We start from the raw sequence: 24,487 nt of genomic DNA, 5'->3' as shown, positions 1-24,487 counted from the left end.
AAAGTTAAAGCTCCATATTTTTTAATTTATGGAGCTTTTTTTTGAAAACATAACCTACATGAAAAGAATACTCGTTTTATTTTTAATTACGTTTTTTGCAATTTCTTGTAAAAAAGATGAAAATAAAGTATTGATGGCTCAAAATATATTTGTTGATTACAAACAAAATATTTCGCAATCAGCTTATACTGTTGATTATCTTCCAACTTCTACGACAAAACAGATTGTAAAACATGATTATTATACGTTGTCATACAGTGAGAAATTTGAACAGGCAGAATGGGTGGCATATGAATTAAAAAAAGAGTATTTAAGAGATAATGATTTTAAAAGGCCTTATTTTATTGAAGACCCAAAGGTAACTACCAGATCGGCAGACTGGAGAAATTACAAAAAATCAGGATATGACAAAGGGCATTTGTGCCCCGCAGGCGATATGGAGTTTGATAAAAAAGCTTATGATGATACCTTTTATACGTCGAATATTTCACCTCAAAATCATGATTTTAATAGCGGAATCTGGAATCGTTTAGAAAATAAAGTTCGCTATTGGGCCGGAAAATATAATGCTATTTATGTAGTTACTGGAGGTGTTCTTAGGGATTCGGATAAAAAAATAGGAACAGAAAAAGTTTCTGTTCCTAAATATTTTTATAAAATTGTTTTGGCTAAAACAGGAAAGGAACACAAAGCAATTGCTTTTTTGATTCCGAATGAAAAAAGCCAAAAGGGAATTTATGAGTTTGTAGTTCCTGTTGAGACTTTAGAAGAGATGACTGGAATTGATTTCTTTCCTAATCTGAAAAAATTAAAAAGCAGTAAGGATTTTTAAGTCGGCTATAGTTGCTATTGGATTTTCTGCTTTAAAAACAAAACTTCCGGCAACTAAAACATCTGCACCCGCATCTACTAGTTGTTTTGCATTTTTGTTGGTTACGCCTCCATCAATTTCGATAAGTGTTGAAGCGTTTTTGCGTGTAATTAAATCTTTGAGTTTTTTAACCTTATTATAAGTGTTTTCAATAAAAGATTGTCCGCCAAAGCCAGGATTTACGCTCATAATACAAACTAAGTCAATGTCATTTATTACATCTTCTAATAAATCTATATTTGTATGTGGATTAATAGCAACGCCAGCTTTCATTCCTTCGGCTTTGATAGCTTGTAAGGTTCTGTGTAAGTGGTTGCATGCTTCGTAATGTACGGTTAAATTATTGGCTCCCAGATCTGCAAAAGTTTTGATGTAACGGTCAGGATCGACTATCATTAGGTGTACATCGATTGTTTTGCTTGCATGTTTTGTGATTGCTTCTAGAACAGGCATTCCAAAAGAGATATTCGGAACAAAAACTCCATCCATAATATCAATATGAAACCAGTCAGCTTGGCTATTATTAATCATTTCTATATCACGTTGTAAATTTGCAAAATCAGCTGCCAGAACAGAAGGAGCAATAAGAGTTTTTTTCATTTTTGTTAGTTGTGATGTGTTATTTTTTGCAAAGGTAATTATAAAAAATAAAAAACTCCGGTAATCAGCCGGAGTTTCAATCATCAATCAAAAAACGAACAGTCAATCAAACTGTTGTTTGCGTTACAAAGGTTTCATGTTTCATGTTTCAAGTTCTGTAAAGCAACCTGAAACTTTTAAACCTGAAACAAATATTGTTTATCCTAAATAAGTTTTGAGGATTTTACTTCTGGAAGTGTGTTTTAATCTACGGATTGCTTTTTCTTTAATCTGACGAACACGCTCACGTGTTAAGTCGAAAGTTTCTCCAATTTCTTCTAAGGTCATTGGGTGTTGATCGCCAAGACCAAAATACAAACGAACTACATCAGCTTCTCTTGGAGTCAGTGTCTCTAATGAGCGTTCAATTTCTGTACGAAGAGATTCATGAATTAATTCTCTGTCAGGGTTTGGAGATTCTCCTGAGCGTAATACATCATAAAGGTTAGAATCTTCTCCTTCAACAAGAGGTGCATCCATTGATAAGTGACGTCCAGAGTTTTTCATAGACTCTTTTACGTCATTTACAGTCATGTCTAGTTCTTTTGCAATTTCCTCAGCAGAAGGCGGGCGCTCGTTAGATTGCTCTAATAGGGCATACATTTTATTGATTTTATTGATAGAACCAATTTTGTTTAATGGTAAACGAACGATACGTGATTGTTCTGCCAAAGCCTGAAGAATAGATTGACGAATCCACCAAACTGCATAAGAGATAAATTTAAAACCACGGGTCTCATCAAAACGCTGAGCCGCTTTAATCAATCCTAAGTTTCCTTCGTTAATTAAATCAGGAAGTGTTAATCCTTGATTTTGATATTGTTTGGCCACAGATACTACGAAACGCAGGTTGGCTTTTGTAAGTTTTTCTAAAGCTCTTTGATCACCAGCTTTTATTCTTTGTGCTAATTCTACCTCTTCATCAGCGGTAATTAGGTCAACTTTTCCAATTTCTTGTAGATATTTGTCTAACGATGCAGTTTCACGATTGGTTACCTGCTTGGTGATTTTAAGTTGTCTCATGTTGTTGTCTCCCTATTTTTTTAAAGTGTACAAGTTATTATACGTAAGGAGTATCACGAAAGTTACAAAAAAAGACTTAAATTTTTTATTGATTGATTAATTTGAATTGATTTTGATAATTAAAAAAAGTAATTATTTGAATATTTTGCGGTTATCGATTTTTTGGTTACATGAAATACGAACTTTATAGATAGTAGAGTAAACTAAATAGTTATTTGACAGTAATGTTTTTAGAAACATAAACAGGATGTCCACTATCGGTAAAACCTTGCAGAACAATTTCAAAGTTACCTTTCAGATCTGATGTGTAAAAAGAGACGATGTCTTCTTTTTTATCTAAAGAGATATTAGGTTCCCACAATAATTGGTATCTGTAGTCTGGAATTCTTTTTAAGTTGTTTCCGGCTTTATAATCCGGTTTGTAGTATTTCTTTTTAGGATTTGGTCGCTGAATCTCTATTGTCTTCAGGTGTTTTTTAGCATAAGTGATAGCAAAATCACTGTTTTTGGTTTCAAAACTAATCATTCCTCCATATAGATTAGGGCCATAAACATAAGGTTCGTTAATTAGGCTTATCTTGTCCATATTTCCCATGTTGTAATCAAATAAATAGCTCGGATCCTGTATTAACAGTCCGTCAACAAGTACTAATGGAGGGCCATATATTTCTAAATCTTTATGGTCATTTCGAACACGTAATTTATATTTACCGTCTTCCCTGCGATAATAAAGTTCTGTAATAATTTCGACGATATTTTCCTTTAAGGTTGGAAATCGTGTATAATCATCAAGAAGATAGACTTTTTCAATAGTTTTGAAAAACGGATTTATTACATCTTCAGTTACAATACTGTCTTTTTTTATTTGGTAATAAGTATTCTCTATTTGACTCGCAATTGATCTTTGTTCTATATCTTTTTTAAGATCCGATGATAGATTAAGTTTTGCTGTAAATTGTAATCCTGAAGTATCAAATTTCGGAAATGGATCAAAGGCAATGGTATAATCTTCATTTTTATCATCTATAATCTGAACTATCGCATTTGAAAAATTTGGAAATTGATCCAGTAAAAATACAAATTTACCTTCAGCATTTGTTTTAACTATTTTTAAAACAAACTCTTTCCCAGGCAAGGATAGTGAAATGGATTTGTCGTTTACAGGAAGATTATTTTTAGATATAATTGTTCCGGTAATTAATTCTGATCTTAATTCTGGAATGTAATTAAAAGTATTTACCTTATAATTTGTGTAATTGTTAACTGATTTTTGTACAAACTCCTGAGGGGTTGATTGCTTTAAAGTGGGAATCCTGTCAACTTTTCGGATTGAAATAGAATAATTGCCTTTTTGAATTGTTTCTGTTAGCGATTTTATCTTTATAGTAGCTTTATCTCTAGTGTAATAACTTTCTTTGTCAAATTCAAAATCCACTCTTTTTTCATTGTTTAAATTTCCGGATACAGAGTTTTGAAACGTTGTGATAATGCTTTTTGAATTTGTGTCAAAAGTGATGTTTTCATTGGATTCCTGAGCATGAAACGGATTTATGATAAAAATATCTATTTCATTCACTTGTGGTTTAGGATTATTAAGCATCCACTTTGTGTAAGCTATTACCTTATAGTTGCCTGTTTTTAGAGTTGTAGGTATAAAATATTCTCCAGATCCAATTCCTTTTTCAAGATAAACTTTAGTTTGTTGAAGCGAATTTTTACTATTATCGATGAGTTCAATATAGGCTATTTTACTAATTAAGCTTGGTGTGTTATTCAGAGGGTTTAAGCAAAACAATTTGTAATACAATGTTTCTCCTGTTAGGAAAGTAGTCGTATTTGAATTCAGGTAAATAGTTTCCTGCGTTAATGTATTTATATTTTGATTTTTTCCCTGAAAATTATTGTTTTGCGCAGAAACTAATAGATTTCCCAACAGCAAAAGAATTATGATATGAAGATTTTTAATTCTATCCAGGACTAAGGTTTGATTATGTGCGAAAAAAAGTTTCATATTTTTTTAAAGATTAATCTACCCAAAAAGGAGGAACGATATTAGACGAAAAAGTGGTGCAGTCTCCACATGGAGGATTTACCATATAAAAAAGGGACAGATAATTCCATGAAAATAAAACTTTTGATCTTGTACGGATTAAAGAACGTAATATAGCTCCTTTACACGGCGGATCACCATCGCAATTATCAAACTCTTGTATGTCACAATCAGTTTCATAATAAGGAGGAAGAGGGTCATTAGGAAACAAATCGGCATAATTAAAATAAATTCTTTCGGAAGAAACAGAGGAGACTTCAAAAAATCCAATAACTTTTTCAGAAGGATTCTCTACAGATTTTATATTTCCATAAATGAATCCAGGCTGTTTTGGAGTAAGTATATTTCCTGTTGTTGACAAATCATTTAAAGTTCTATAAAAAGTATAGGCTGCCAAATTTTGAACATATTGTTTTACAAAAATGCTGTAGCGATGCGATATGATATAATTTTGGTTGCTTATAAAACGCACCGGATAATGAACACGGTCTTCACTTAGGGTACTGGTTGTATTTAAAATAATTTTATCAGATTTTTTAGTTGAAAAACAAGTTTGGCTTTCATAATTCCTAGGGACTACTACGATTGTTTCTTTAGCCGGAGAACCAGGAAAATCTTCAGCCGGATTAGGAGGAATTGCAGGTGTTGAGACTACAATAGCATTGTTGGGATTCCATTTTGGGGCTATAATTTTATAGGTTTCAACATACTCATATCGGTAATATTTTGATGTGTTAGAAGGGTCATAACTATTTACATTTATTTGGACTCCTTTTTGACCTTCAACAGTTGCGACTGTTGCAGTTAGATTATCAATTTTAGTTTCGGTGGTTAAGATTTGATGGTCGGATATATAATTTTTTCCTTCTTTGGTTCTTATTTTTAATTGATACTTCCTTCCTGGCTCTGCTTTGAATTGAGTTATAGAGGCATAAACCGTATCTTTTTCTTCAAATTGATATTCATTTCCTTGGTCATCAGTAATGTATACATTCGCTCCGTTTTCAAATTTAGGGCCAGTTTCTTCAAGCTGATAAACCTGGGATACTCTTATAGTCTGGTTTTTTAATTCATTCGTAATTGTTCCCTCCACGACAAGAGCACTTTCAAAATCATTATTCTGGAAAACGTATTGTTCTGTACAACTTGTTAAGGCAAATACTAAAAGAAAAAAAGGGAATATTTTTTTTAAATATTTCATAATTTAAAACTTGAAATTATAGGTAATACTAGGAATTGGAATAGCGAATATTGAAGTTTTGTAGGCTTTTATTTGTCCTTTATCTGTTACAAAAAACACAGAATACGGATTATTTCTTCCTAAAACATTATATACCGAAATGTTCCAGAAACTATGTGCTAATTTTTTTATTTTATGATTTCCTTCAATATTAATACCGATATCTAATCTGTAATAATCTGGGATCCTGAATTTATTACGGTCGCTATAAACTGTGTATTGCCCATTTCCGTAATCATAAGTTCCAATAGGGTACGTTATGGGGCGACCTGTCTGATAGATAAAATTGCTTGAAAAGCTATAACGTTTAGTAAACCTGTAGTTTAAAACTGCACTAAAATCATGAGGTTTATCAAAATTTGAAGCAAAATACTTTCCGTCATTCACTTTTTCTTCATTAAACTGACTATTTAATTTTATTAATGACCTTGAATAAGTATATCCTATCCATCCATTGAGCCTTCCTTCCGCTTTTTTTAGTAATATTTCTACGCCGTAAGCTTTACCTTCTCCTTGTAGAAGTTCAGTTTCAATGTTTTCGTTGAGTAGTAAGTCGGCTCCAACTTTATAATCTAAAATGTTTTTAGACTTTTTATAATAGCCTTCTAAGCTAAGTTCTAATTCATCATTTTTTAAATTTTTATAAAAACCTAAAGAAAATTGTTGTGCACTTTCCGGTTTAACATTTAAATCTGAAAGCTTCCAGATATCTGTAGGGGATTGGGTTGTGTTGTTGGATAATAAATGAATGTATTGGTATGTTTTGTCATAACTTGCACGAATAGAGAGATCCTCGGTTAAAAAATATCTTGCTGCAATTCTGGGTTCTAATCCTCCATAACGTTTAATTACTTCATTACTTCCATAGTTTTTTGTTTCAATAACTGTAGCGTCGCTTATAGGAAGATTTTGTTTATAAATTCTTTGAGTAGATTTTCCTAATGCTGCAAATGATGAATAGCGCAAGCCAAAATCAAATAAAATTTTATCACTAATTTTAAAATTATCACCAGCATATAAAGCGGATTCCAGCCCTCTTTCTGTTTCTACATTGACTGGAATTAATGAAGATTGAGAGGTTTTAGGATTTAAATATCCCGGATCAATACTATAAAGTTTACTTGAGATACCGTAACTAAATTTATGTTTTTCATTATAGAAATAAGTCATTTTTGTGGCTAATTGTGTCTCGTTAATTTTGTAGCCAAAATCAAATGAGTTTGTTCCCTGAGGTTGATAATCAATATTAAATTTGTACTCACTGTTAGTTAAAATTAGAGATCCCTTATTTTTTTCATTAAACTTATGATTCCATTTTAATGTTGCCAGTCTATTGCTGTATTTGTATAATGAATCCGATGAAACACTAAATTTGTCTTTACTATAATATAATGTAGATTCAATATCATTATTTATGTTTATTTTATGATTGTATCTAACAATTAAATCGTAAAAAGAGGCTTGGCTTTTTTTTAATTTTTCATCATCCAAACTTTTTAAAATCCAGTTAGAGTAACTACCTCTACCTCCTATAATGAGGCTTGATTTTCCTTTGATTACAGGAGTAGAAATCATTAAATTGCTTGTTGCGGGGCCTATTCCTCCTTCTCCTTCAAACTTGTCAAAATTTCCGGTTTTCGTAGAAACATCAAAAACAGATGACAGCCTGCCTCCAAATTCAGCAGGGATACTTCCTTTGTAAATGTCAACTTTTTTTGTTGTATAAGGATTTAACGCAGTAAAAAATCCAAAAAAATGAGCCGGATTATATAAAACAGCATGATCCAGTAAAAATAAATTCTGATCTTCTTTGCCGCCTCTTACGTTATATCCGGAAGAACCTTCTCCAGCTGTTTTTATTCCCGGTAGCGTTAGGGCAACTTTTAGAATATCTCTTTCTCCCATGACCAAAGGCACGTTTTTAATTCCTTCAGTATCAATTGTTGTAACTCCTGTTATTGCAGCTTTTGCGGTTTTATTTTTATTTGTTTTCACTAAAACTTCATCCAGTTGGTTCACATTGTCCAATAAGTTGAAATTAAGTGAGCCATCATTATAAACCATAATTCTTTTGGAAATTTTATCATATGAAAAAGTTTCTGTCTCAACTATGTTCATTCCGGGAGGAACCTGTAATTTATAATATCCGTTTTTATCTGTTGTAGCTGTAAATTCAGTACCTCGGATTTTAACTAATATGTTAGAAAGTGCTTCTTTATTTTTACCCCCTTTTATATAGCCAGAAAGAGTATAAGTTTTCTTTTTTGGGCTTTTTGCTTCCTTGCCAATGAGTATAATATCTCTACTATTTTTATAAGGATTTTTTGAGTTCTCTCTTTTTAACGAATCAAATTGCTGATAAAAAACAGGGGCAGTTATTTCTCCATTCTCATCTTTTTCTAAAGGTATCCCAAAATAATTATCGGGTAACTCGTCGTAAATTATACTGTTGTTGCTTAATATAATTTTGTTTTCAGAGATGTAAAAGTTAAAACTGGTATTTTGTAAGACTTTTTCAAGAATAGAAGCTATTCGAACTTCTTTAAATTGTACCGTGATGGATATGCTGTCATTTTCCAGCCATTTTTCATCAAAATAAAATTTAAAATAAGAAGTTTGTTCTATGTTTTGGATAACAGCCCGAAGATTAGCATTTTTTAATTCAACAGAAACTTTGTCACTAATGATCTGAGAATATGTAAGGTGTTGAAAGATAAATAGAATTAATAATAGAGTAATTTTTTTCATTTAATTAGAACTTTTTCTTAAAAGACCATTGATTTGTTTTACCAGATTTTCCATAAATTGCTTTTTATCTAAATGTTCTAACTTTCGGTTTGTTTTATAAAAGTCATTTATTTCTTTTTTAATGGAAGGGAAAATGGTCTTTATATCCTTTTGAGATTGAACGTTGTAAAAAAAGTTTTTGTATTTTAGGACAAAATCATTATTGTATATGTACTTATAATAAACTATATCAGCCTGCAATACTTTTATTTTTTCTTTTCGGTGTTTTGTATACAGAGAAACGCTATTCTCTGCAAAATCCTCTTCGTATATTCCTTGAATAATTTTAGGGAATTTGACTGACTCAGATTTTAAATTGACGAATTTTTTATTTTTGATAGTAAAGAAATCAACCTTATCTTTAATAATTGTTATAGGAAAATTATTTGTTTCGCCATTTTGTTTATATATCACCTGATCATCATGTATATCATATTTTATATTAACATGGGTATAAATTTCGCCTTCAAAACTTATATCTCCAAGACTAAATTCATCAATATAATACCTGTTGTTTTTTGGCATTAGACGAAAAGGTTCACTATGTACAATACCATTGTTAATATTGAGGTTGTCTTTGCCAACCGCATTATCGAAATAATCGTACAATGATAAATTCTCGTTATTTTGGCTTTGTGTGTAATAAATATTTAAAAATAGACTGATTAGCAGTAGGTAAATCGTTGTTTTTTGATTTTTTTTCAATGAGATTGTTATTTTTGTTTGCATTAAGTTGGGTTTCAAAAATATGAAAAATTGTTATAAAAAAAACTTAAAGCTGGTAAAATGTAATAAAATTATTTTTAAATTACGTTAAAGTATAGCTTTCTGTTTAAAAAAATAAATCCACCTGAGAGTTTATCTTTTCTATATAATAATCTACCTTTCTGTTTGCACGGTTAAAAAAAATGTTCTGTTCTTTAATTCCAGATTGTCCCAAGGGTTTTGAATTGATAATTTGCTGTTTAAAAAACTGATGCACATTTTTGCAGCTTTCCTCATTATCAGTAATAAAATAACCTAATAATGTATAAGGAACAAACATGGTAAGTTTTTCTTCAGTTTCAATGAGCATATTGTTGTTTAACAAAATAAGCTCATTGTAATAAATTGTAAAATTGTTAGTTGGATTATTGCATTTTTCCTGTATCAGATTTATAATTCTTTTCAAATCTTTGCATAATGCATTTGCACTGTTTAGATTTAACAGACCAGCTTCATGAAAATATAAAATCTGCTGCAAGCTACTGTTTATAGTAGTGTCGTTCCAAATTTCATTGACATAGGTCGTTTCGTAAGCTTTTTTTAATTTCTGCATAAATTCAGAAAAAGATTCTTCTACTACGAAATTTTCAAATGAAACTTTTTTTTGGCTGTTGCTTAAAAGATTAAGCCATACAAAAGCTTTGAACTTTGAAAGAATAGTTCCTTCCATAAAATAAAATAGTGGAATGTCCTTAGCGGAATAAAACAAAGTTGTGCCGGTGTTTTTTGTCAATATTTCGATTTGTTCTGCCGATGATTTGAAATATTCCAGCATGTCTTTCATTGTTGTAATCTCAATTGTTTTTTCGACAATAACCTTCTCTTTTTTTGAGAATAAACTATCTAATGAAATATTAAAATGATTAGCAAGTTTGATGGTTTCATCAATAGAAAATTTACTTTTTTGTGAAATTCTTCTATGCGATGCATCATAGCTGATTTCCAGAATAGCAGCGATTTCGTCTATTAAGGATTCAGACTTAGAAACTTTACTTCTAATTGCTTTTAAAAAAGATTCCTGATGTTTCATAATTTGCGATAATCACAAATATAGAAAATACTTTTATTAGTTTTTGCAAATTCAGATGTGATAATTGCAATAGGTTTGCTGTGTAATTTTAAAATAATCTATAATTATGAAAGCTAAATATTTCAATAAATCGGCAGATGAAAAACTATTTTTTCTTGCTTTAAAAGAAAAAGTTAATGATAAACTCAAAGGTAAAACGGTTTCATATGGAGATGCAAGATTTTGGTTTAAAGGTTTATTTTGGACTCTAATTTGCTACTCGTCTTATTCGTTGTTATTCTTGAATATTGATAAAACTATTTTTTGGCTTTTATATGTGGTTTTTCAATTGTCAGGATTATTGATCGGATTTAGTTTTGGACATGATGCGTCTCACGATACGGCATTCAGAAATAAAAAAGCAAATTCAGTTTTACACTTTTTTAGTTTTCTTACAGTGGGAATTGATCCTTTACTTTGGGGATTAAGACATATTCGGTCACATCATTTGTATGCAAATGTTGAAGGGAGTGATATTGATATAGATAAAAATCCATTTTTGAGGCTCAGTCCAACGCATCCTTGGAAACCAAAGCATAAATATCAGGCATATTATGCGCCATTTGTTTATATGTTTACTTTGCTGCATTCTGTTTTTATGAGTGACTGGATGTATTTGTTTTCAAATGAATACGACTGGATGAAAAGAGGTATTTTTAAGATTGAATTATATTTTAGGTTTCTACTCTATAAAGTTTTTTATTTTTCTCTAGTCTTAGTATTCCCATTGTTATATGCAGACTTTTCGTGGGCTTTTATTGTGCTAACGTATCTTACGGCGAGTGCTTTTACATCTTTGATTTTTATAATTATGCTTGTTGGGACGCATTTTTTTGATGGTGCTGATTATCCCCAGCCTGAAGGAGAGTTTTTAGAACATACTTGGGCTGTTCATCAGCTTCATACAAGCTGTGATTGGGATGCAGATAAAAGCTGGGCAAGGTTTTTAAGCGGTGGTTCAAATTGTCATGCGGCACATCATCTCTTTCCTAATATCTGCCACACGAACTATAGTGAGATAAATAAAATTATTGAAGAAACAACAAAAGAATTCAAACAACCTTATTATCATAAGACTTTATTTGAAATGATGTTTTCACATTTTAAGCATTTACACAAAATGGGCAAGCGTTAATTTTATAATAAGAAAAGGTTTTAACGTTTAATTAAAATAAAAAATCATGAAAATATTAAATAAAAAAGGAGTTTTAAAACCAGGAAGATGTCAATATACCTTAATTATAATAATGTTCAGTGTATTGAGTTTTGGACAGCATAATTTTTTAAAAGTGACAGATAATCCTACACCGGTAAACAATATTGCTGCAGATTCTTCGGTAATATTACATGGAAAAGAAATAAAGCTGGATTATTTCAGATGGAAATCTGATAATAATTTAAGAAATGATAGTATTAAAATTTTCAGCTTGTCGCCAATTTCTAAAAGAGTTAATAAAGTAAATGGTTTTGCTCTGGGGGCTGGTCATTTTGAAAATCAAAATATTACACTCCAGGTAATTAATGGGTTAAATATTGAAGCCAGTCCTGTATCGTTAGCTCTCATTTCTTTTTCTATTAATGTTCCTTTTGAGTCTTTGTTTGTTGGAATCAACGATAACGTTATCAGTAATGTAGCTTTTTTTGATGATAAAATAGAAACCTATATAAAGATGAATGGCTTAAATGTGAGTTCGGGTGGTTTTATGGGAGGGGCAGAATTGAGAGGAGTTAATATTTCGATATTTTCGGGAATGAATGTAATGAATGGATTTTCTGTTGGAGGAATATTAAATGCTAAAAATTTCAACGGGTTAAGTATTTCAGGTTTAGCTAATTTATCTGATTTTGGGAATGGTATTCAGATTGGGATTTCGAATGTTTCACGAAGACATAATGGAATTCAGATTGGCCTGTTTAATAACTCTAAAGAATTGAGAGGAATGCAATTTGGGTTTTGGAATACAAACGGAAAACGCAGGCTTCCTATTTTTAACTGGCAGTTCAGGAAAAGAAGCATTTAGCAATTGATCGAATCGAAAAACCCCAAATTCATTTATCTGAATTTGGGGTTTTCTATAAATAAACCTTTAGTAAACTAAGATCTGATTACTCTTTTTTCTCTTCACGCGGAGGTCTTGGAACAAGTGCTTTTTTAGATACTTTTTCTTTTTTGGTTTTAGGATCAACTCCCAAGTATTTCACTTGGAAAACATCTCCCATTTTAACTACGTCTGCAACGTTTTCTGTACGCTCCCAGGCTAGTTCAGATACGTGAAGCAATACTTCGTTTCCTGGCGCATCAGTGTATTCAACAACAGCCCCAAAATCTAACATTTTAATCACTTTTACTTCATAAGCTTCTCCTATTTGAGGTTTGAAAGTCAAAGCGTCAATTTTAGCCAATACAGTTTTGATTCCTTCCGGATCAGTTCCTAAAATTTCAACAATACCTTGTTCGTCAACTTCATTAATTACGATGGTAGTTCCGGTAGCTTTTTGTAATTCCTGAATAACTTTTCCACCAGGTCCAATTAATGCTCCAATAAAGTTTCCAGGAATAGTTCTGGTAATGATTTTTGGTGCGTGTGCTTTTACTTCAGTTCTTGGTGCAGCAATTGTTTCCGTTATTTTTCCTAAAATATGCAAACGTCCTTCACGAGCCTGAGCTAAAGCTTGCTCCATGATGTCATAACGTAAGCCATCAATTTTGATGTCCATTTGACAGGCTGTAATACCGTCAGCGGTTCCGGTTACTTTAAAGTCCATATCTCCTAAGTGATCTTCGTCTCCTAAAATATCAGACAATACAGCAAATTTCTCGCCGTCAGTAATTAGTCCCATTGCAATTCCGGAAACTGGTTTTGTCATCTGAACTCCGGCATCTAATAATGCCATTGTTCCGGCACAAACTGTTGCCATAGAAGAAGAACCGTTAGATTCTAAAACCTCAGAAACAACACGGATTGTATAAGGACAATCTACAGGAATCATGTTTTTTAATGCTCTTTGAGCTAAGTTACCGTGACCAACTTCTCTTCTTGAAGTTCCTCTTAGTGGTTTTGCTTCACCAGTAGAGAAAGGAGGGAAGTTATAGTGAAGGTAGAATTTCTCTTCACCTTGTTCTGATGGAGAATCAATTTGGTTAGCTTCTCTTGAAGTTCCAAGAGTTACTGTTGCCAAAGCCTGAGTTTCACCACGAGTAAATAAAGCAGATCCGTGAACTCTTGGCAAGTAATCAACTTCACACCAGATTGGTCTGATATCTGTAGTTTTTCTTCCGTCTAAACGAACTCCTAATTCTAAAACTACGTTGCGAACAGCTTCTTTGTTTGTTTTGTAAAAATATTTAGCAACCAAATCACCATCAGCAGCTAATTCTTCTTCAGTAAACAAAGCTTTTACTTCTTCTTTTACTTCAGCAAATGCGGCGCCTCTTTCGTGTTTAGCTGAACCTACTTTTGCAATAGCATAAATTTTATCGTATGCCGCTTCTCTTACTTTTTTGTAAATTTCTTCGTTTTCTTTCTCACCTTCGTAAGTACGGATTTCTTTTTTGCCAAAAGCTTCCTGTAAACGGTATTGAGCCTGAATTTGAACTTTGATAGCTTCGTGAGCAAATTTAATAGCTTCGATCATTTCAGCTTCTGAAATTTCTTTCATCTCACCTTCAACCATGGCAACAGAATCCATAGAAGCTCCGATCATCATGTCGATATCAGATTTCTCTAATTCTTCTCTGCTTGGATTAATTACTAATTTCCCGTCAATGCGCGCAACACGAACTTCAGAAATTAAGTTGTAAAATGGAATATCTGAAACTGCTAACGCTGCAGAAGCAGCTAAACCTGCTAAGGCATCTGGCATAACTTCTTCGTCATGAGACATTAATTGAATCATAACTTGTGTTTCAGCATGGTAATCGTCTGGGAAAAGCGGACGTAAAACACGGTCTACTAGTCTCATGGTTAATACTTCGCTGTCGCTTGGGCGTGCTTCTCTTTTAAAGAAACCTCCTGGAAAACGACCTGCTGCTGCAAATTTTTCGCGGTAATCTACCGTTAATGGTAAAAAATCAACGCCTGGGTTGCTGGTGCGAGCTGAAACTGCTGTTGCAAGTATCATAGTGTCGCCCATTCTAACTACTACAGAACCATCAGCTTGTTTTGCTAAACGTCCTGTCTCGATTGTGATGCTTCTGCCATCACCTAAATCGATCTTTTCTACAAATAATTGTGGAATCATAATTTTTCCTAATTGATTATACAATGGGTTTTAGTTGTGTTGTAGTTGTTGTGTGTAGTTGTTGTTGTCTAAAACCCAATGAAAAACCAAACTTTTTTTCTTATGCAAAGCCCTGTCAGACTTCTTTTTTGTAAAAACAAAAAGAGGCACTCTCGCACCTCTTTCCTTATATTGATTATTTTCTGATATTCAATACTTTAATGATCTCACGATATCTGTTGATATCTTTCTTTTTCAAGTAATCCAACAAAGCTCTTCTTTTACCTACTAATAGTACAAGAGAACGCTCAGTGTTATAATCGTGACGATTTTTTTTCAAGTGTTCAGTTAAGTGTGAAATTCTGTAAGTGAACAATGCAATCTGACCTTCTGCGCTTCCAGTGTTTGTTGCACCACCGTGTTGTGCAAAAATCTCTTCTTTCTTTTCTTTAGTTAAATACATTCCAATATTATTTAATGATTTTTATGTATGTCGTACATCTTTTGTAAGACGGGTGCAAAAATAAATAATAATTATGAATTATGAATTATAAATTATGAATTATTTTAATTTGCAGATTGAATAGTAATGGGCAGTGAGTATAAACATTTCATTTTTTGTCCTCTTTGTTCTCCCGGGTTGAAACCATCATAATTAGTTAAAATTCGTAAAGCTTCCTCCCCAGTGCCGTAACCGATATCTTTAATAATTCTCGGCTCTGTTACTTTTCCCTCTTTGTCAACTACAAATGTAACATAGATTTTTCCTTTAGTACCCTGAGGCATATTGGGTAGTTTATAGTTTTTTCCAACATACTGATAAAAACTTGACATACCGCCTTTTGGTGTCGGTCTGATTTCAGTTTCGGTGTATTTGTAAGACATATTGTATTTGTCCCAGCTTTCGCCAGAAATTAATTTTCCTTCATTATATTTTTCTTTATAAGTAAGTCTCGGACTTGCGGACGAACCTTCCCAATTTCCATCTTTAAATCCGTTTTTTACAGATCCTTTTGAAGATTGATTTTCGTCTGTATCTTCGAAAAATCCGTTTCCATTTGTTACTTTTTGCGCACCATTTTTATCCCAAAATTCATTTATTTTAAAATGTGTTGTGCGTTTTTTGTTATCTTCAATATATTCGCCTTCAAGTTTTTTGTTCCCATTTTCGTACCATTCAGTACTTCTGCCATTGGTTCGCCCTTTCATGTAATTTGTGACTGTTTTTTTTGTCCCATTTTTATAATAATAGGTTACTTCACCTTCTTTCGGGGTTCCGATATAAGTTGTTGAAATTCCTTGCATTCGTAAAGATCCTGAGCGATAATATTCCTGAACAATGTAATTTTCTTTTTTTAATTTAGCATCTTTCACGACTCTGACATACATATAATCTTTTGATTTGGTTTCTGAGCTGGTTGAGTCTAAATAAATAAAACTATCGTCCGGAGAAAGTACTAATTCATTGTTTTGTGGAACTTGCGAAAAAACAATCTTCGGAATAACAAGAAATAACAAAGAAAACAAAATCGATTTCATAAATTTTCGGTTGTTTAAAAAAACGAATGTAATATTTTTAATACAATTCAACAACTTGTTTGCTACATAATTGAGAAAGTTATTTTGATTGATTTTGAAGCTGTTTTTTTACTTTATTCAAAACGATCTTCATAAGACACGAAAAGTTATTTGATTGATTTAGAAGCTGTTTTTTTACTGAATTGCTTTTCAGCTAAAGAGGAATAGGAAAGTTTGATGTTATTTTCATCTACACTTACTCCTGAAATTAAAATTCCTTTATCATAATCTTCAGTAAATGTAATTTTACGTTCGGCATCACTTCCCTGCCAGATGCCTTGCTTTAAACCATTTTTAATAGTTCCTTTTTCTGTTATAAAATTATCTGTATCTTCATACTCACCATTTCCATCTACTACGGTTTGTTCTTTATTTGCATTCCAAAAATTTAGAATTAAAGTTTGAACAGTTTTTGTTTTAAGATTCCAAATATTCTGTTTTTCAGATTTTTTGCTTTGGTTTTCGTACCAGTTTATTTCTTTACCTTCTTTATGGTCTTCTTTGAAATTTATAACAGATTCCTTTGTGCCGCTTTTGTAATAATAGATAAATTCTCCGTCTTTTTTAAGGACATCTCTGTCTAAAGTGGTGCCTGTCATTTTTTTTCTTCCGTTTTTATAGAAATCAGTAACAACATAGCGGACGCTTTTTTGGGAATAGTTTGTAATGACGCGTGTGTAACTATAGTTTTCAGGTGTAGCTTCTCGATATAATGAGTCAAGAAAAATTTTTTTCGAGACCATGTTAATTTGTGCAAATAGAGTAGCTGAAATTAAAAAAAGGGATAATATGAAAAGGCTTTTTTTCATTCAGTTCTATTTTATTTGTAATAAAAATAAGACTTCTAAAATAATCTGGCAACTTCCTGATTTACAAATTCTAAAAATCGTTCGTCAGCTTCTGTAAAAGGGTCTATTACGTGACTGTCAATATCAATTTGTCCAATATTTATCCCGTTTACAAATAAAGGTACAACAATTTCTGATTTTACAGTAAAACTGCAGGCGATATAATTATCCTGAGCCTTAACATCCGGAACAACAAAATTGGCATTACTTTCAGCGACCTGACCACAAATTCCTTTACCGAAAGGAATTACTGTATGATCTGTTTCTGCACCTACATAAGGTCCTAAATGTAACGTTTTGTTGTCGTGATTGGCAAAATAAAAGCCAACCCAATTATAATAGTCTATACTTTCATTTAATAACTGACAGACTGAAAGTAATTTTTCGTCTCTGGTTGTGTTTTCCTGAGCGACAATAGCTGAAATTTTTGGCTGTAATTCCTGAAATAGCATGATGTGATAATTTTCTACAAAAGTATTTAAAGCTGAACTCAAAAAATATATAAATTTGAAAAAAAAATCTTTTGAAAAAATATTTAGTACAATTTAAACCGTTCCTTATTTTCATAGGTACTTTTTTTGCTGCTTATATTTTACTTACCCTAATTTATAAAAGCTATCTGAACGGTTTTGAATCAGATAATATTGACGGAATTACTGCTGTTGTTGGCTCTAATGTCTATTGGTTAATGCATGTTTTTAATTGCGATGTGCTGATTCAGAAAAGTTTATCAGGAGCTTATTTAGAGGTTTGGTACAATAAAGTTTATGTTATTCGAATTGTAGAAGGGTGTAATGCAGTAAGTGTAATGATTTTGTTTGTTTCATTTGTGCTCGCTTTTTCCGGAAAACTTAAAGTGACTGTATTGTTTATCTTGTCAGGAACTCTTTTTATTTATGTTTTGAATGTGATCAGAATTGCGTTATTGGCTGTTTTGTTATTTCGTTATCCTGAAAAAGTGCATCTCTTGCACGGCGTTATTTTTCCGTTGACTATCTATGGATTTGTTTTTGTTTTATGGGTTTTCTGGGTAAACAAATTTTCAAAATATGCTAAATAAACTTTCCGAAAATAAATTCAAAATCATAATTACGATTGTGGTCGTTTTGTGCCTGGGAATTGTCAGGACTTTCGAAAATAAATTGTTCTACGATCCTTTTTTGGTTTATTTTGAGTCTGATTTTAAGGGATTGCCATTTCCTCAGGTTAACAATATTAAGCTTTTTGCAGGACTTTTGCTGCGTTATACATTAAATACTGTTTTGTCATTAGTACTTATTTATACTTTATTCAGGGATATTGAAATCTTCAAGTTTAGTGTGTTTTTATACGTGTTTTTTTTAGTACCTCTTTTGGTAACTTTTTTTATCATACTTGAATTTTTTCCCAATGCAAACTGGCTGCTTTTTTATGTAAGAAGATTTATCATTCAGCCAATTTTTGTACTGTTGTTTGTTCCTGCTTTTTATTATCAGCAGCAAAATCTTAAAAAATAACATTTTATTTAGCTTTTTATCCGGACTTTTTAAATAATTTTGCAACATGAATTTAAAGAAATGCACAGGAGTATTTTTAGCGTTCCTATTGTTGGTTTCCAACATTGGGTTTGCTTTTGATGTGCATTATTGCGGAGGAAAAATTGCTTCGGTTTCATTAAGTACTACAGTTTCTCCAGAAAAAAAATGTTGCGGTTCTAAAGAAAAAAAAACTTCCTGTTGTAAAGACAAGGTGGTTAAATTTGAAAAAAAATCAGATGATGCTACTTTTAAGGTTTTCTTTTTTCAGATTGCTTTTCCGGCAGTAATTCACGAATTTAAACCGCTTGCCTTTTTATCAGTTCCAAATTTTAAAAGCAAAGAGATCATTTCGTATTATGCTGATGCGAATGCTCCGCCTTTATATCAACTCTATCATCAATATATTTTTTACGCCTGATTTTAATGTTTAATGGCAAGCCATATTTGGTTTGTACTATACTGTTTTGCTCTTTCTTTTTGCTATAAGAAAGAGATTTAATACAGTTTCATATTAACATTAAAATCTTTTTTATGCAAAAAAATATCGTGCTTTTTATGATGGTTTTGCTTTCCGTTTCTGTGTTTTCACAGGAAGATTTAGAGGAAGTAAAAGTTACCAAAAAGCAAAAATCACTTAAAAAATCCTATACGGTTACTGCTAATACAACCGTGATTACGAGCAAGGAATTGCTTAAAGCAGCCTGCTGCAACCTGGCAGAAAGTTTTGAAACAAATCCATCAATCGATGTCAATTTTTCTGATGCTTTAACAGGTACAAAACAAATAAAAATGCTGGGTTTAACGAGCCCGTATTTAATGATTACTGAAGAAAATATTCCTTCGGTTCGCGGCGCTTCGCAGGCTTATGGATTGTCTTTTACACCCGGAACCTGGATTGAAAGCGTCCAGATTACTAAAGGTGCCGGAAGTGTAATTAACGGATACGAAAGTATTTCGGGGCAAATCAATACGGAACTTTTAAAACCCTTAAATGACATTCCGTTTTTTCTGAATGCTTATGGCTCTACTGATGCCCGTTTTGAACTGAATACCCATTTCAATAAAAAAATATCTGACAAATGGGCAACAAGTTTATTCCTCCACGGAAATACGCGTGTAGCAAAAAATGACATGAACGATGACGGATTTCTCGATAATCCATTAGGTAAACAAATCAATCTTTTGAACCGTTATCAATATTATGATCCGGAAAGTGGCTTAGTAAGTTTTATCAATTTCAGGTATATGAATGATAAAAAACAAACTGGTGAGATAGATTTTGATAAAGATACCGATCGCGGAACAATGAATCACTGGGGTTCAGAAATCAATACAGAACGTTTTGATGTTTCTACAAAAATTGGTTACGTTTTTAAAGATATGCCTTATCAAAGCATTGGTTTCCAAAATGCTTTTAACAGTCATAAACAAGATTCCTATTTTGGTTTAAATCAATATGATATTAAACAGAATAGTTTTTATTCAAATTTGATTTTCAATTCGATAATCAGCAACACAATGAATAAGTTTACAGCTGGTTTGAATTTTGCCTACGATCAATATCAGGAATTTGTAAATGCAACCGATTATAGCCGAATTGATAATTCAGTTGGTGCTTTTTTTGAATACACTTATGATAATACCGATAATTTTAGTTTGATTTTGGGCGGAAGGGTCGATAATCATAACCGTTTAGGTTTTTTTGTAACGCCTCGTCTGCATGTGCGATACAATCCATGGAAAAATGGAGTACTTCGTTTTTCTGCCGGAAGAGGAAAACGATCTGCTAATATTTTTGCAGAGAATCAGCAGCTTTTTGCAAGTTCCAGAGCCTTTTCAATTTTGGATAATAATGGAAAAATTTATGGTTTAAATCCTGAAATTGCATGGAATTATGGTGTGAGTTTTTCTCAGAAATTCAAGCTTTTCAATAAAAATGCTGAAGTGGGTTTTGATATTTACAGAACCGATTTTCAAAATCAGGCAGTAGTCGATTTGATGCAGAGCCCACAGGAAGTTTTGTTTTATAATTTAAAAGGAAATTCATTCGCAAATAGTGTACAGCTAGAGTTTAATTATGAGTTGATTCATAATCTGAATTTAAGAACGGCCTATAAATACTATGATATTCAAACAGATTATTTAAGAGGAGCTTTCCAGAGACCATTGCAGGCAAAACATCGTTTTCTAGGGAATCTTGAATATGAAACGCAGTTAAATGTTGATAAACAATGGAAATTTGATTACACCTTTAACTGGTCTGGAAAACAACAGTTACCCTACACGGCATCAAATCCTGAAGCTGACCGATTTTCAGAATTTTCACCTTCTTATGCTGTCATGAATGTTCAGGTTACCAGAGTTTTTTCTCCTGTTTTTGAAGTATATGCAGGAGGGGAGAATATTGGTAATTACAAACAGCAAAAGGCAATTTTGGGTGCAGAAGATCCCTTTGGTGCGAACTTTGATGCTTCAATTGCATATGCACCAATTTTTGGGCAGATGTATTATGCAGGCTTACGATTTAAAATAAAATAAATACAATTATCAATTTCAAAAATCAACAACAATAAATATTTATAAAATGAAAAATTTAATTTTAATAGCAATAGTAACTTTTTTAGGGTTTTCGGCTCAGGCACAAACTAAAAAAAATAAAAATTTAAAATACACTACAGAGGTAAATGGCAATTGTGAACAATGTAAAAAACGTATTGAAAAAGCAGCGTTTGGTGTTCCGGGTGTAAAAACAGCTAATTGGGATATTAGTTCACACCAGCTGACAGTAATTTTAAATGAAGAAAAATCATCAACAGCTGATTTAAATAAAGCTGTTGCTAAGGTTGGTCATGATACCAAAGAAGTAAAAGCAACTCAGCAGGATTATGATAATTTGCATAGTTGCTGTAAGTATGAAAGAGAATAATCAGAAGCCCGGGTATTTAAAAAAGCCCGGGCTTTTTTAATAGTTAATTTATCTTTAAAATACCGCATTTTATTGTGGTTAAATTAAATTATTGTTACTTTCACCAACTAATAAATGTAACCAAACCTGATATGAATAATTTCGACTGGACTCAATTAATAAACCCTGAATTTTACATCACATTAAGTATTGGTGGTTTTCAGATTGGTTTATTTATTGTTTTATTTATCGTTTTTGCTGAAACAGGACTTTTTGCTGGCTTTTTTCTGCCAGGAGACAGCTTATTGTTTTTAGGGGGAATCTATAGTCGTGAATTGATAGAGAATATGGTCTATATTTCTAATGATTTTGTAAACGTCTTTTTATTAGCATTTATGGTAGCTATAATGGGAGTTTTAGGAAATATGACTGGATATTGGTTTGGCGCCAAAAGCGGCTATTATTTATTCAAAAAAGAAGATACTTTTTGGTTTAAAAAGAAATACCTCTTACAATCGAAGGACTTCTTCGAAAAGTATGGAGGTAAAGCTATTATTTATGCAAGATTTCTGCCTATTTTCAGAACATTTGCGCCTATTATTGCAGGTATAGTCTCTATGGATAAAAAGAAATTTATGTTTTATAATATCTTAAGTTCTTTTCTATGGTCTTTTATATTGATTTTCGCAGGCCATTACTTATATGGTGTGTTTTTAAAACAAGGAATCGATCTTAAACATCATATCGAATATATCATTATAATCATTGTAATTATTTCTACATTTCCTGTTTTATTGAAACTTTTAAAGAAAAGACCAATTGAGAAAATCTAATTTATAAATGGATTAAAAATTAGATGTTTCCAAAAAAATTAAAAATTGATCTTGCAAAACGCGAATTATTTTTTTCTTCTACTGTTTCGTAACATGAAAAGCCTAAAATAATTTTAATTCCAGGAGGTATGCTGTTTAGGATATCTCTTTTCTGTTCATCCAGAAGCAGTTTTAGACTTGAGGTTACTTCGGTATTATACTGTAAATAAGAAAGTATAAGCAATGTAGAAAAATTTAAAACTTCACGTGCTGTTTCACTTTTGATACCAACTTCATTGGAAATCATTTCGGTAATTCTGGCTTTTTTGCTGCTGAAAATCTTTTCTAAGAAGAAATTTCCTTTTGATTTATAATTTTCATCTACAGACAAAATTCGGGAAGAGGTAAAATCAATTTCTTTATAAAATGTTGAATCTGGTAAAAGCTCAGTCATTTCCACTAAAGCTTTCTCGTCAACATTGTTATAACAGCCCATTAGAACAGTTCCCAATGAAACATCGATTGCCTTAATTAATAAGGCATCATTTTCGAAATAGAATTTGTTCAGTTTTGAGATGACATTAGACGAAATAAAACGACGTAGCTCAATTTGTAGATTTGGGGTCATAATTGTTACGGGATTAGTTAATAATTACTGTCAATAAACCGATTAAATGTGGTATTTTGTCGATTATAGTGATAAAAATATAAAATAAATTAACATATCCAAAAAATAAGTTAAATATTTTGTTTTTACCTTTTGTGTAATTTGATTAACAAATTATGGTATTATCAGCAAATACCATGCTTAGTGCCAAAACCCGGAAGTAATTATTTTTAAAAAAAAAGAGTTTTTGTTTGAATGACTTTTAAAAAATAAGAAAATACTTAAGTGTTGATTGTGTAATTAAAACAATAAACTTCTGTTTTGCCAAACTATAGTAAGAAATAGTCCCAGATAAATCACACACACTAAAAAATTGATAAAACCGGAGGCTAAAAAACCAATTAGTGAGCCAGTTGCAGCCTTAAATGCTCTTTTATGATCTTTAGAATCGTATAGCATTTCCCCTATAAATGCTCCTGCAAATGGACCTATAATTACACCAAACGGAATTGGAGCTAGAATGCCAACAATAAGGCCAATATTGGTTCCCCAGATGCCGTATGAACTGCCACCAAAACGCTTAGTTCCCTTAGCTGGAATGATATAATCTAAAATCGTGATGATAATCATGATGATGAAAGTAATTCCTAAAACCCAGTAATTGTTTTCAACAGCTTTGGTTAAATAGAGCAATAACAAGCCAACCCAACAGCTTGAAAGTCCGGGTAAAACGGGCAAAAAACTTCCCATGATTCCTATAATCATGCAAATAAAACCAAGTAAAACGAATACTAAATCCATACTAAAAACCGTTTTAAATTTTAATTGTAAATTTATGTCATCTATTGAATCATCATTTATAAAGTAATGAAAAAATAGTTCATAATTTCTCTTTGAAGAATATTTACAATACAAAGTTTACCAAAAAATAATCGTATTTTTACAATATTAGTCAAATCAACATCAAAATCTTGAAACGTTTTTTTCTTTTTTTTGTTTTCATGTCTTTAAATTCTTGTCAATATTTTGAGAAGCAGATACCTTCTGAAAAAGAATTGCTTCAAAAAGAATTAAAATCAATCAACTGGAAAGAAGTTGATGAATATCCTTCTATGCCAGACTGCGAGAAAATCAACGATAAAAGTCAGAGACAGAAATGTTTTTTTGAAATCATGTCGCAGCTTATTCAGGAAAAATTAGATATTGACACACTCTCCATTTTGTATCCTGAATTAGATACTATAGAAGTAAAAGTAACTGTCTTTCCTAACGCTACCATGAAGTTTGAGCCACAATTTCCTAAGGATTCGGTGAATTATGATACGATAAAAATCGATAGTATCCTGCGTGCACGATTGATAGATTTTCCAAAAGTAAATCCAGCCATAAAACGAGGAATTCCGGTAAAAACACAATTTATTTTACCTGTCATTCTTAAGGAGAAAGAAAAAAAATAAAATCAGTAGTGTTATTTAGAAGCTGTTCCTGTCCGCTGTATTTCTGCTGACAAAAACTACGGTAAAAAGCCTTGTTTTTCTAAAGCGGGAGATGTCGC

General features: G+C 31.8%; 24 protein-coding genes. 10 read left to right on the top strand and 14 right to left on the bottom strand.

Going from position 1 to position 24,487, the window contains the following annotated elements; all coding sequences use genetic code 11:
- Positions 1-58 precede the first annotated feature (58 nt).
- Positions 59-832, top strand: coding sequence for a DNA/RNA non-specific endonuclease (locus ACNC7R_RS19825; protein WP_417942752.1), 774 nt, complete (start codon positions 59-61; stop codon positions 830-832).
- Here the strand turns inward: ACNC7R_RS19825 and rpe are convergent.
- From rpe to ACNC7R_RS19790, 7 genes are all read right to left on the bottom strand, one after another.
- Positions 809-1,471 carry a ribulose-phosphate 3-epimerase gene (gene rpe, locus ACNC7R_RS19820; protein ID WP_417942751.1) on the bottom strand — a complete coding sequence of 221 codons (663 nt, stop codon included), beginning with the start codon at positions 1,469-1,471 and terminating at the stop codon, positions 809-811. The two genes, ACNC7R_RS19825 and rpe, sit on opposite strands and share 24 nt — an antisense overlap.
- Before the next feature lie 198 nt (positions 1,472-1,669).
- Positions 1,670-2,533: a sigma-70 family RNA polymerase sigma factor gene (locus tag ACNC7R_RS19815; protein WP_007804760.1), complete on the bottom strand. Its 864-nt coding sequence runs from the start codon at positions 2,531-2,533 to the stop codon at positions 1,670-1,672.
- Positions 2,534-2,744: 211 nt separating this feature from the next.
- Entirely contained in the window at positions 2,745-4,544 is a 1,800-nt protein-coding gene (locus ACNC7R_RS19810) for a hypothetical protein (RefSeq protein WP_417942750.1), read from the bottom strand.
- 13 nt (positions 4,545-4,557) lie between these two features.
- Entirely contained in the window at positions 4,558-5,784 is a 1,227-nt protein-coding gene (locus ACNC7R_RS19805) for a DUF4249 domain-containing protein (RefSeq protein WP_417942749.1), read from the bottom strand.
- Positions 5,785-5,787: 3 nt separating this feature from the next.
- Positions 5,788-8,571: a TonB-dependent receptor gene (locus ACNC7R_RS19800; RefSeq protein WP_417942748.1), complete on the bottom strand. Its 2,784-nt coding sequence runs from the start codon at positions 8,569-8,571 to the stop codon at positions 5,788-5,790.
- Entirely contained in the window at positions 8,572-9,339 is a 768-nt protein-coding gene (locus ACNC7R_RS19795) for a hypothetical protein (RefSeq protein ID WP_417942747.1), read from the bottom strand.
- Between the two features lie 103 nt (positions 9,340-9,442).
- Positions 9,443-10,405: a hypothetical protein gene (locus ACNC7R_RS19790; RefSeq protein WP_417942746.1), complete on the bottom strand. Its 963-nt coding sequence runs from the start codon at positions 10,403-10,405 to the stop codon at positions 9,443-9,445.
- A 106-nt stretch (positions 10,406-10,511) separates the two neighbouring features.
- Here ACNC7R_RS19790 and ACNC7R_RS19785 point away from each other — a divergent pair, with 106 nt between their 5' ends.
- On the top strand, positions 10,512-11,579 hold the full coding sequence (locus ACNC7R_RS19785) for a fatty acid desaturase family protein (RefSeq protein WP_417942745.1): 1,068 nt from the start codon (positions 10,512-10,514) through the stop codon (positions 11,577-11,579).
- A 46-nt stretch (positions 11,580-11,625) separates the two neighbouring features.
- Positions 11,626-12,465 carry a hypothetical protein gene (locus ACNC7R_RS19780; RefSeq protein WP_417942744.1) on the top strand — a complete coding sequence of 280 codons (840 nt, stop codon included), beginning with the start codon at positions 11,626-11,628 and terminating at the stop codon, positions 12,463-12,465.
- Between the two features lie 85 nt (positions 12,466-12,550).
- Here ACNC7R_RS19780 and ACNC7R_RS19775 read toward each other — a convergent pair whose 3' ends face one another.
- The 5 genes from ACNC7R_RS19775 to ACNC7R_RS19755 form a co-directional block, all read right to left on the bottom strand.
- Positions 12,551-14,686: a polyribonucleotide nucleotidyltransferase gene (locus ACNC7R_RS19775; protein WP_417942743.1), complete on the bottom strand. Its 2,136-nt coding sequence runs from the start codon at positions 14,684-14,686 to the stop codon at positions 12,551-12,553.
- Between the two features lie 175 nt (positions 14,687-14,861).
- Positions 14,862-15,128 carry a 30S ribosomal protein S15 gene (gene rpsO, locus ACNC7R_RS19770; protein WP_008466503.1) on the bottom strand — a complete coding sequence of 89 codons (267 nt, stop codon included), beginning with the start codon at positions 15,126-15,128 and terminating at the stop codon, positions 14,862-14,864.
- A 104-nt stretch (positions 15,129-15,232) separates the two neighbouring features.
- The gene (locus ACNC7R_RS19765; protein ID WP_417942742.1) at positions 15,233-16,204 is read right to left on the bottom strand and encodes an energy transducer TonB; all 972 of its coding nucleotides are present in this window, start codon (positions 16,202-16,204) and stop codon (positions 15,233-15,235) included.
- Positions 16,205-16,350: 146 nt separating this feature from the next.
- Complete coding sequence (locus ACNC7R_RS19760) at positions 16,351-17,052, bottom strand: hypothetical protein (protein ID WP_417942741.1); 702 nt, start codon at positions 17,050-17,052, stop codon at positions 16,351-16,353.
- 35 nt (positions 17,053-17,087) lie between these two features.
- Positions 17,088-17,543 carry a GAF domain-containing protein gene (locus ACNC7R_RS19755; protein ID WP_417943200.1) on the bottom strand — a complete coding sequence of 152 codons (456 nt, stop codon included), beginning with the start codon at positions 17,541-17,543 and terminating at the stop codon, positions 17,088-17,090.
- Positions 17,544-17,614: 71 nt separating this feature from the next.
- Between ACNC7R_RS19755 and xrtF the strand changes: the two genes are divergently transcribed.
- From xrtF to ACNC7R_RS19725, 6 genes are all read left to right on the top strand, one after another.
- Positions 17,615-18,151 (top strand): exosortase family protein XrtF, encoded by a 537-nt coding sequence (xrtF, locus tag ACNC7R_RS19750; protein ID WP_417942740.1) that lies wholly within the window; start codon positions 17,615-17,617, stop codon positions 18,149-18,151.
- Entirely contained in the window at positions 18,141-18,587 is a 447-nt protein-coding gene (locus ACNC7R_RS19745; RefSeq protein WP_417942739.1) for an exosortase F system-associated membrane protein, read from the top strand. Before xrtF ends, ACNC7R_RS19745 begins: the two co-directional genes overlap by 11 nt.
- A 46-nt stretch (positions 18,588-18,633) precedes the next feature.
- Positions 18,634-19,026, top strand: coding sequence for an HYC_CC_PP family protein (locus tag ACNC7R_RS19740; RefSeq protein ID WP_417942738.1), 393 nt, complete (start codon positions 18,634-18,636; stop codon positions 19,024-19,026).
- Between the two features lie 113 nt (positions 19,027-19,139).
- Positions 19,140-21,146, top strand: coding sequence for a TonB-dependent receptor plug domain-containing protein (locus ACNC7R_RS19735; protein WP_417942737.1), 2,007 nt, complete (start codon positions 19,140-19,142; stop codon positions 21,144-21,146).
- Between the two features lie 46 nt (positions 21,147-21,192).
- Positions 21,193-21,534: a heavy-metal-associated domain-containing protein gene (locus ACNC7R_RS19730; protein ID WP_417942736.1), complete on the top strand. Its 342-nt coding sequence runs from the start codon at positions 21,193-21,195 to the stop codon at positions 21,532-21,534.
- A gap of 131 nt (positions 21,535-21,665) precedes the next feature.
- Positions 21,666-22,346 (top strand): DedA family protein, encoded by a 681-nt coding sequence (locus ACNC7R_RS19725; protein WP_417942735.1) that lies wholly within the window; start codon positions 21,666-21,668, stop codon positions 22,344-22,346.
- A gap of 19 nt (positions 22,347-22,365) precedes the next feature.
- Here ACNC7R_RS19725 and ACNC7R_RS19720 read toward each other — a convergent pair whose 3' ends face one another.
- On the bottom strand, positions 22,366-22,953 hold the full coding sequence (locus tag ACNC7R_RS19720) for a hypothetical protein (protein ID WP_417942734.1): 588 nt from the start codon (positions 22,951-22,953) through the stop codon (positions 22,366-22,368).
- Positions 22,954-23,232: 279 nt separating this feature from the next.
- Positions 23,233-23,733, bottom strand: coding sequence for a DUF456 domain-containing protein (locus ACNC7R_RS19715; protein ID WP_417942733.1), 501 nt, complete (start codon positions 23,731-23,733; stop codon positions 23,233-23,235).
- Positions 23,734-23,903: 170 nt separating this feature from the next.
- On the opposite strand from ACNC7R_RS19715, the gene ACNC7R_RS19710 reads away from it, so the two are divergent.
- Positions 23,904-24,389, top strand: coding sequence for a hypothetical protein (locus ACNC7R_RS19710; RefSeq protein WP_417942732.1), 486 nt, complete (start codon positions 23,904-23,906; stop codon positions 24,387-24,389).
- The last annotated feature ends 98 nt before the right edge of the window (positions 24,390-24,487 follow it).

Source organism: Flavobacterium adiutor (genome assembly GCF_048282555.1).
In the GTDB taxonomy this organism is placed as follows: Bacteria; Bacteroidota; Bacteroidia; order Flavobacteriales; family Flavobacteriaceae; genus Flavobacterium.
This window is presented reverse-complemented; position numbering and strand designations above follow the sequence as displayed.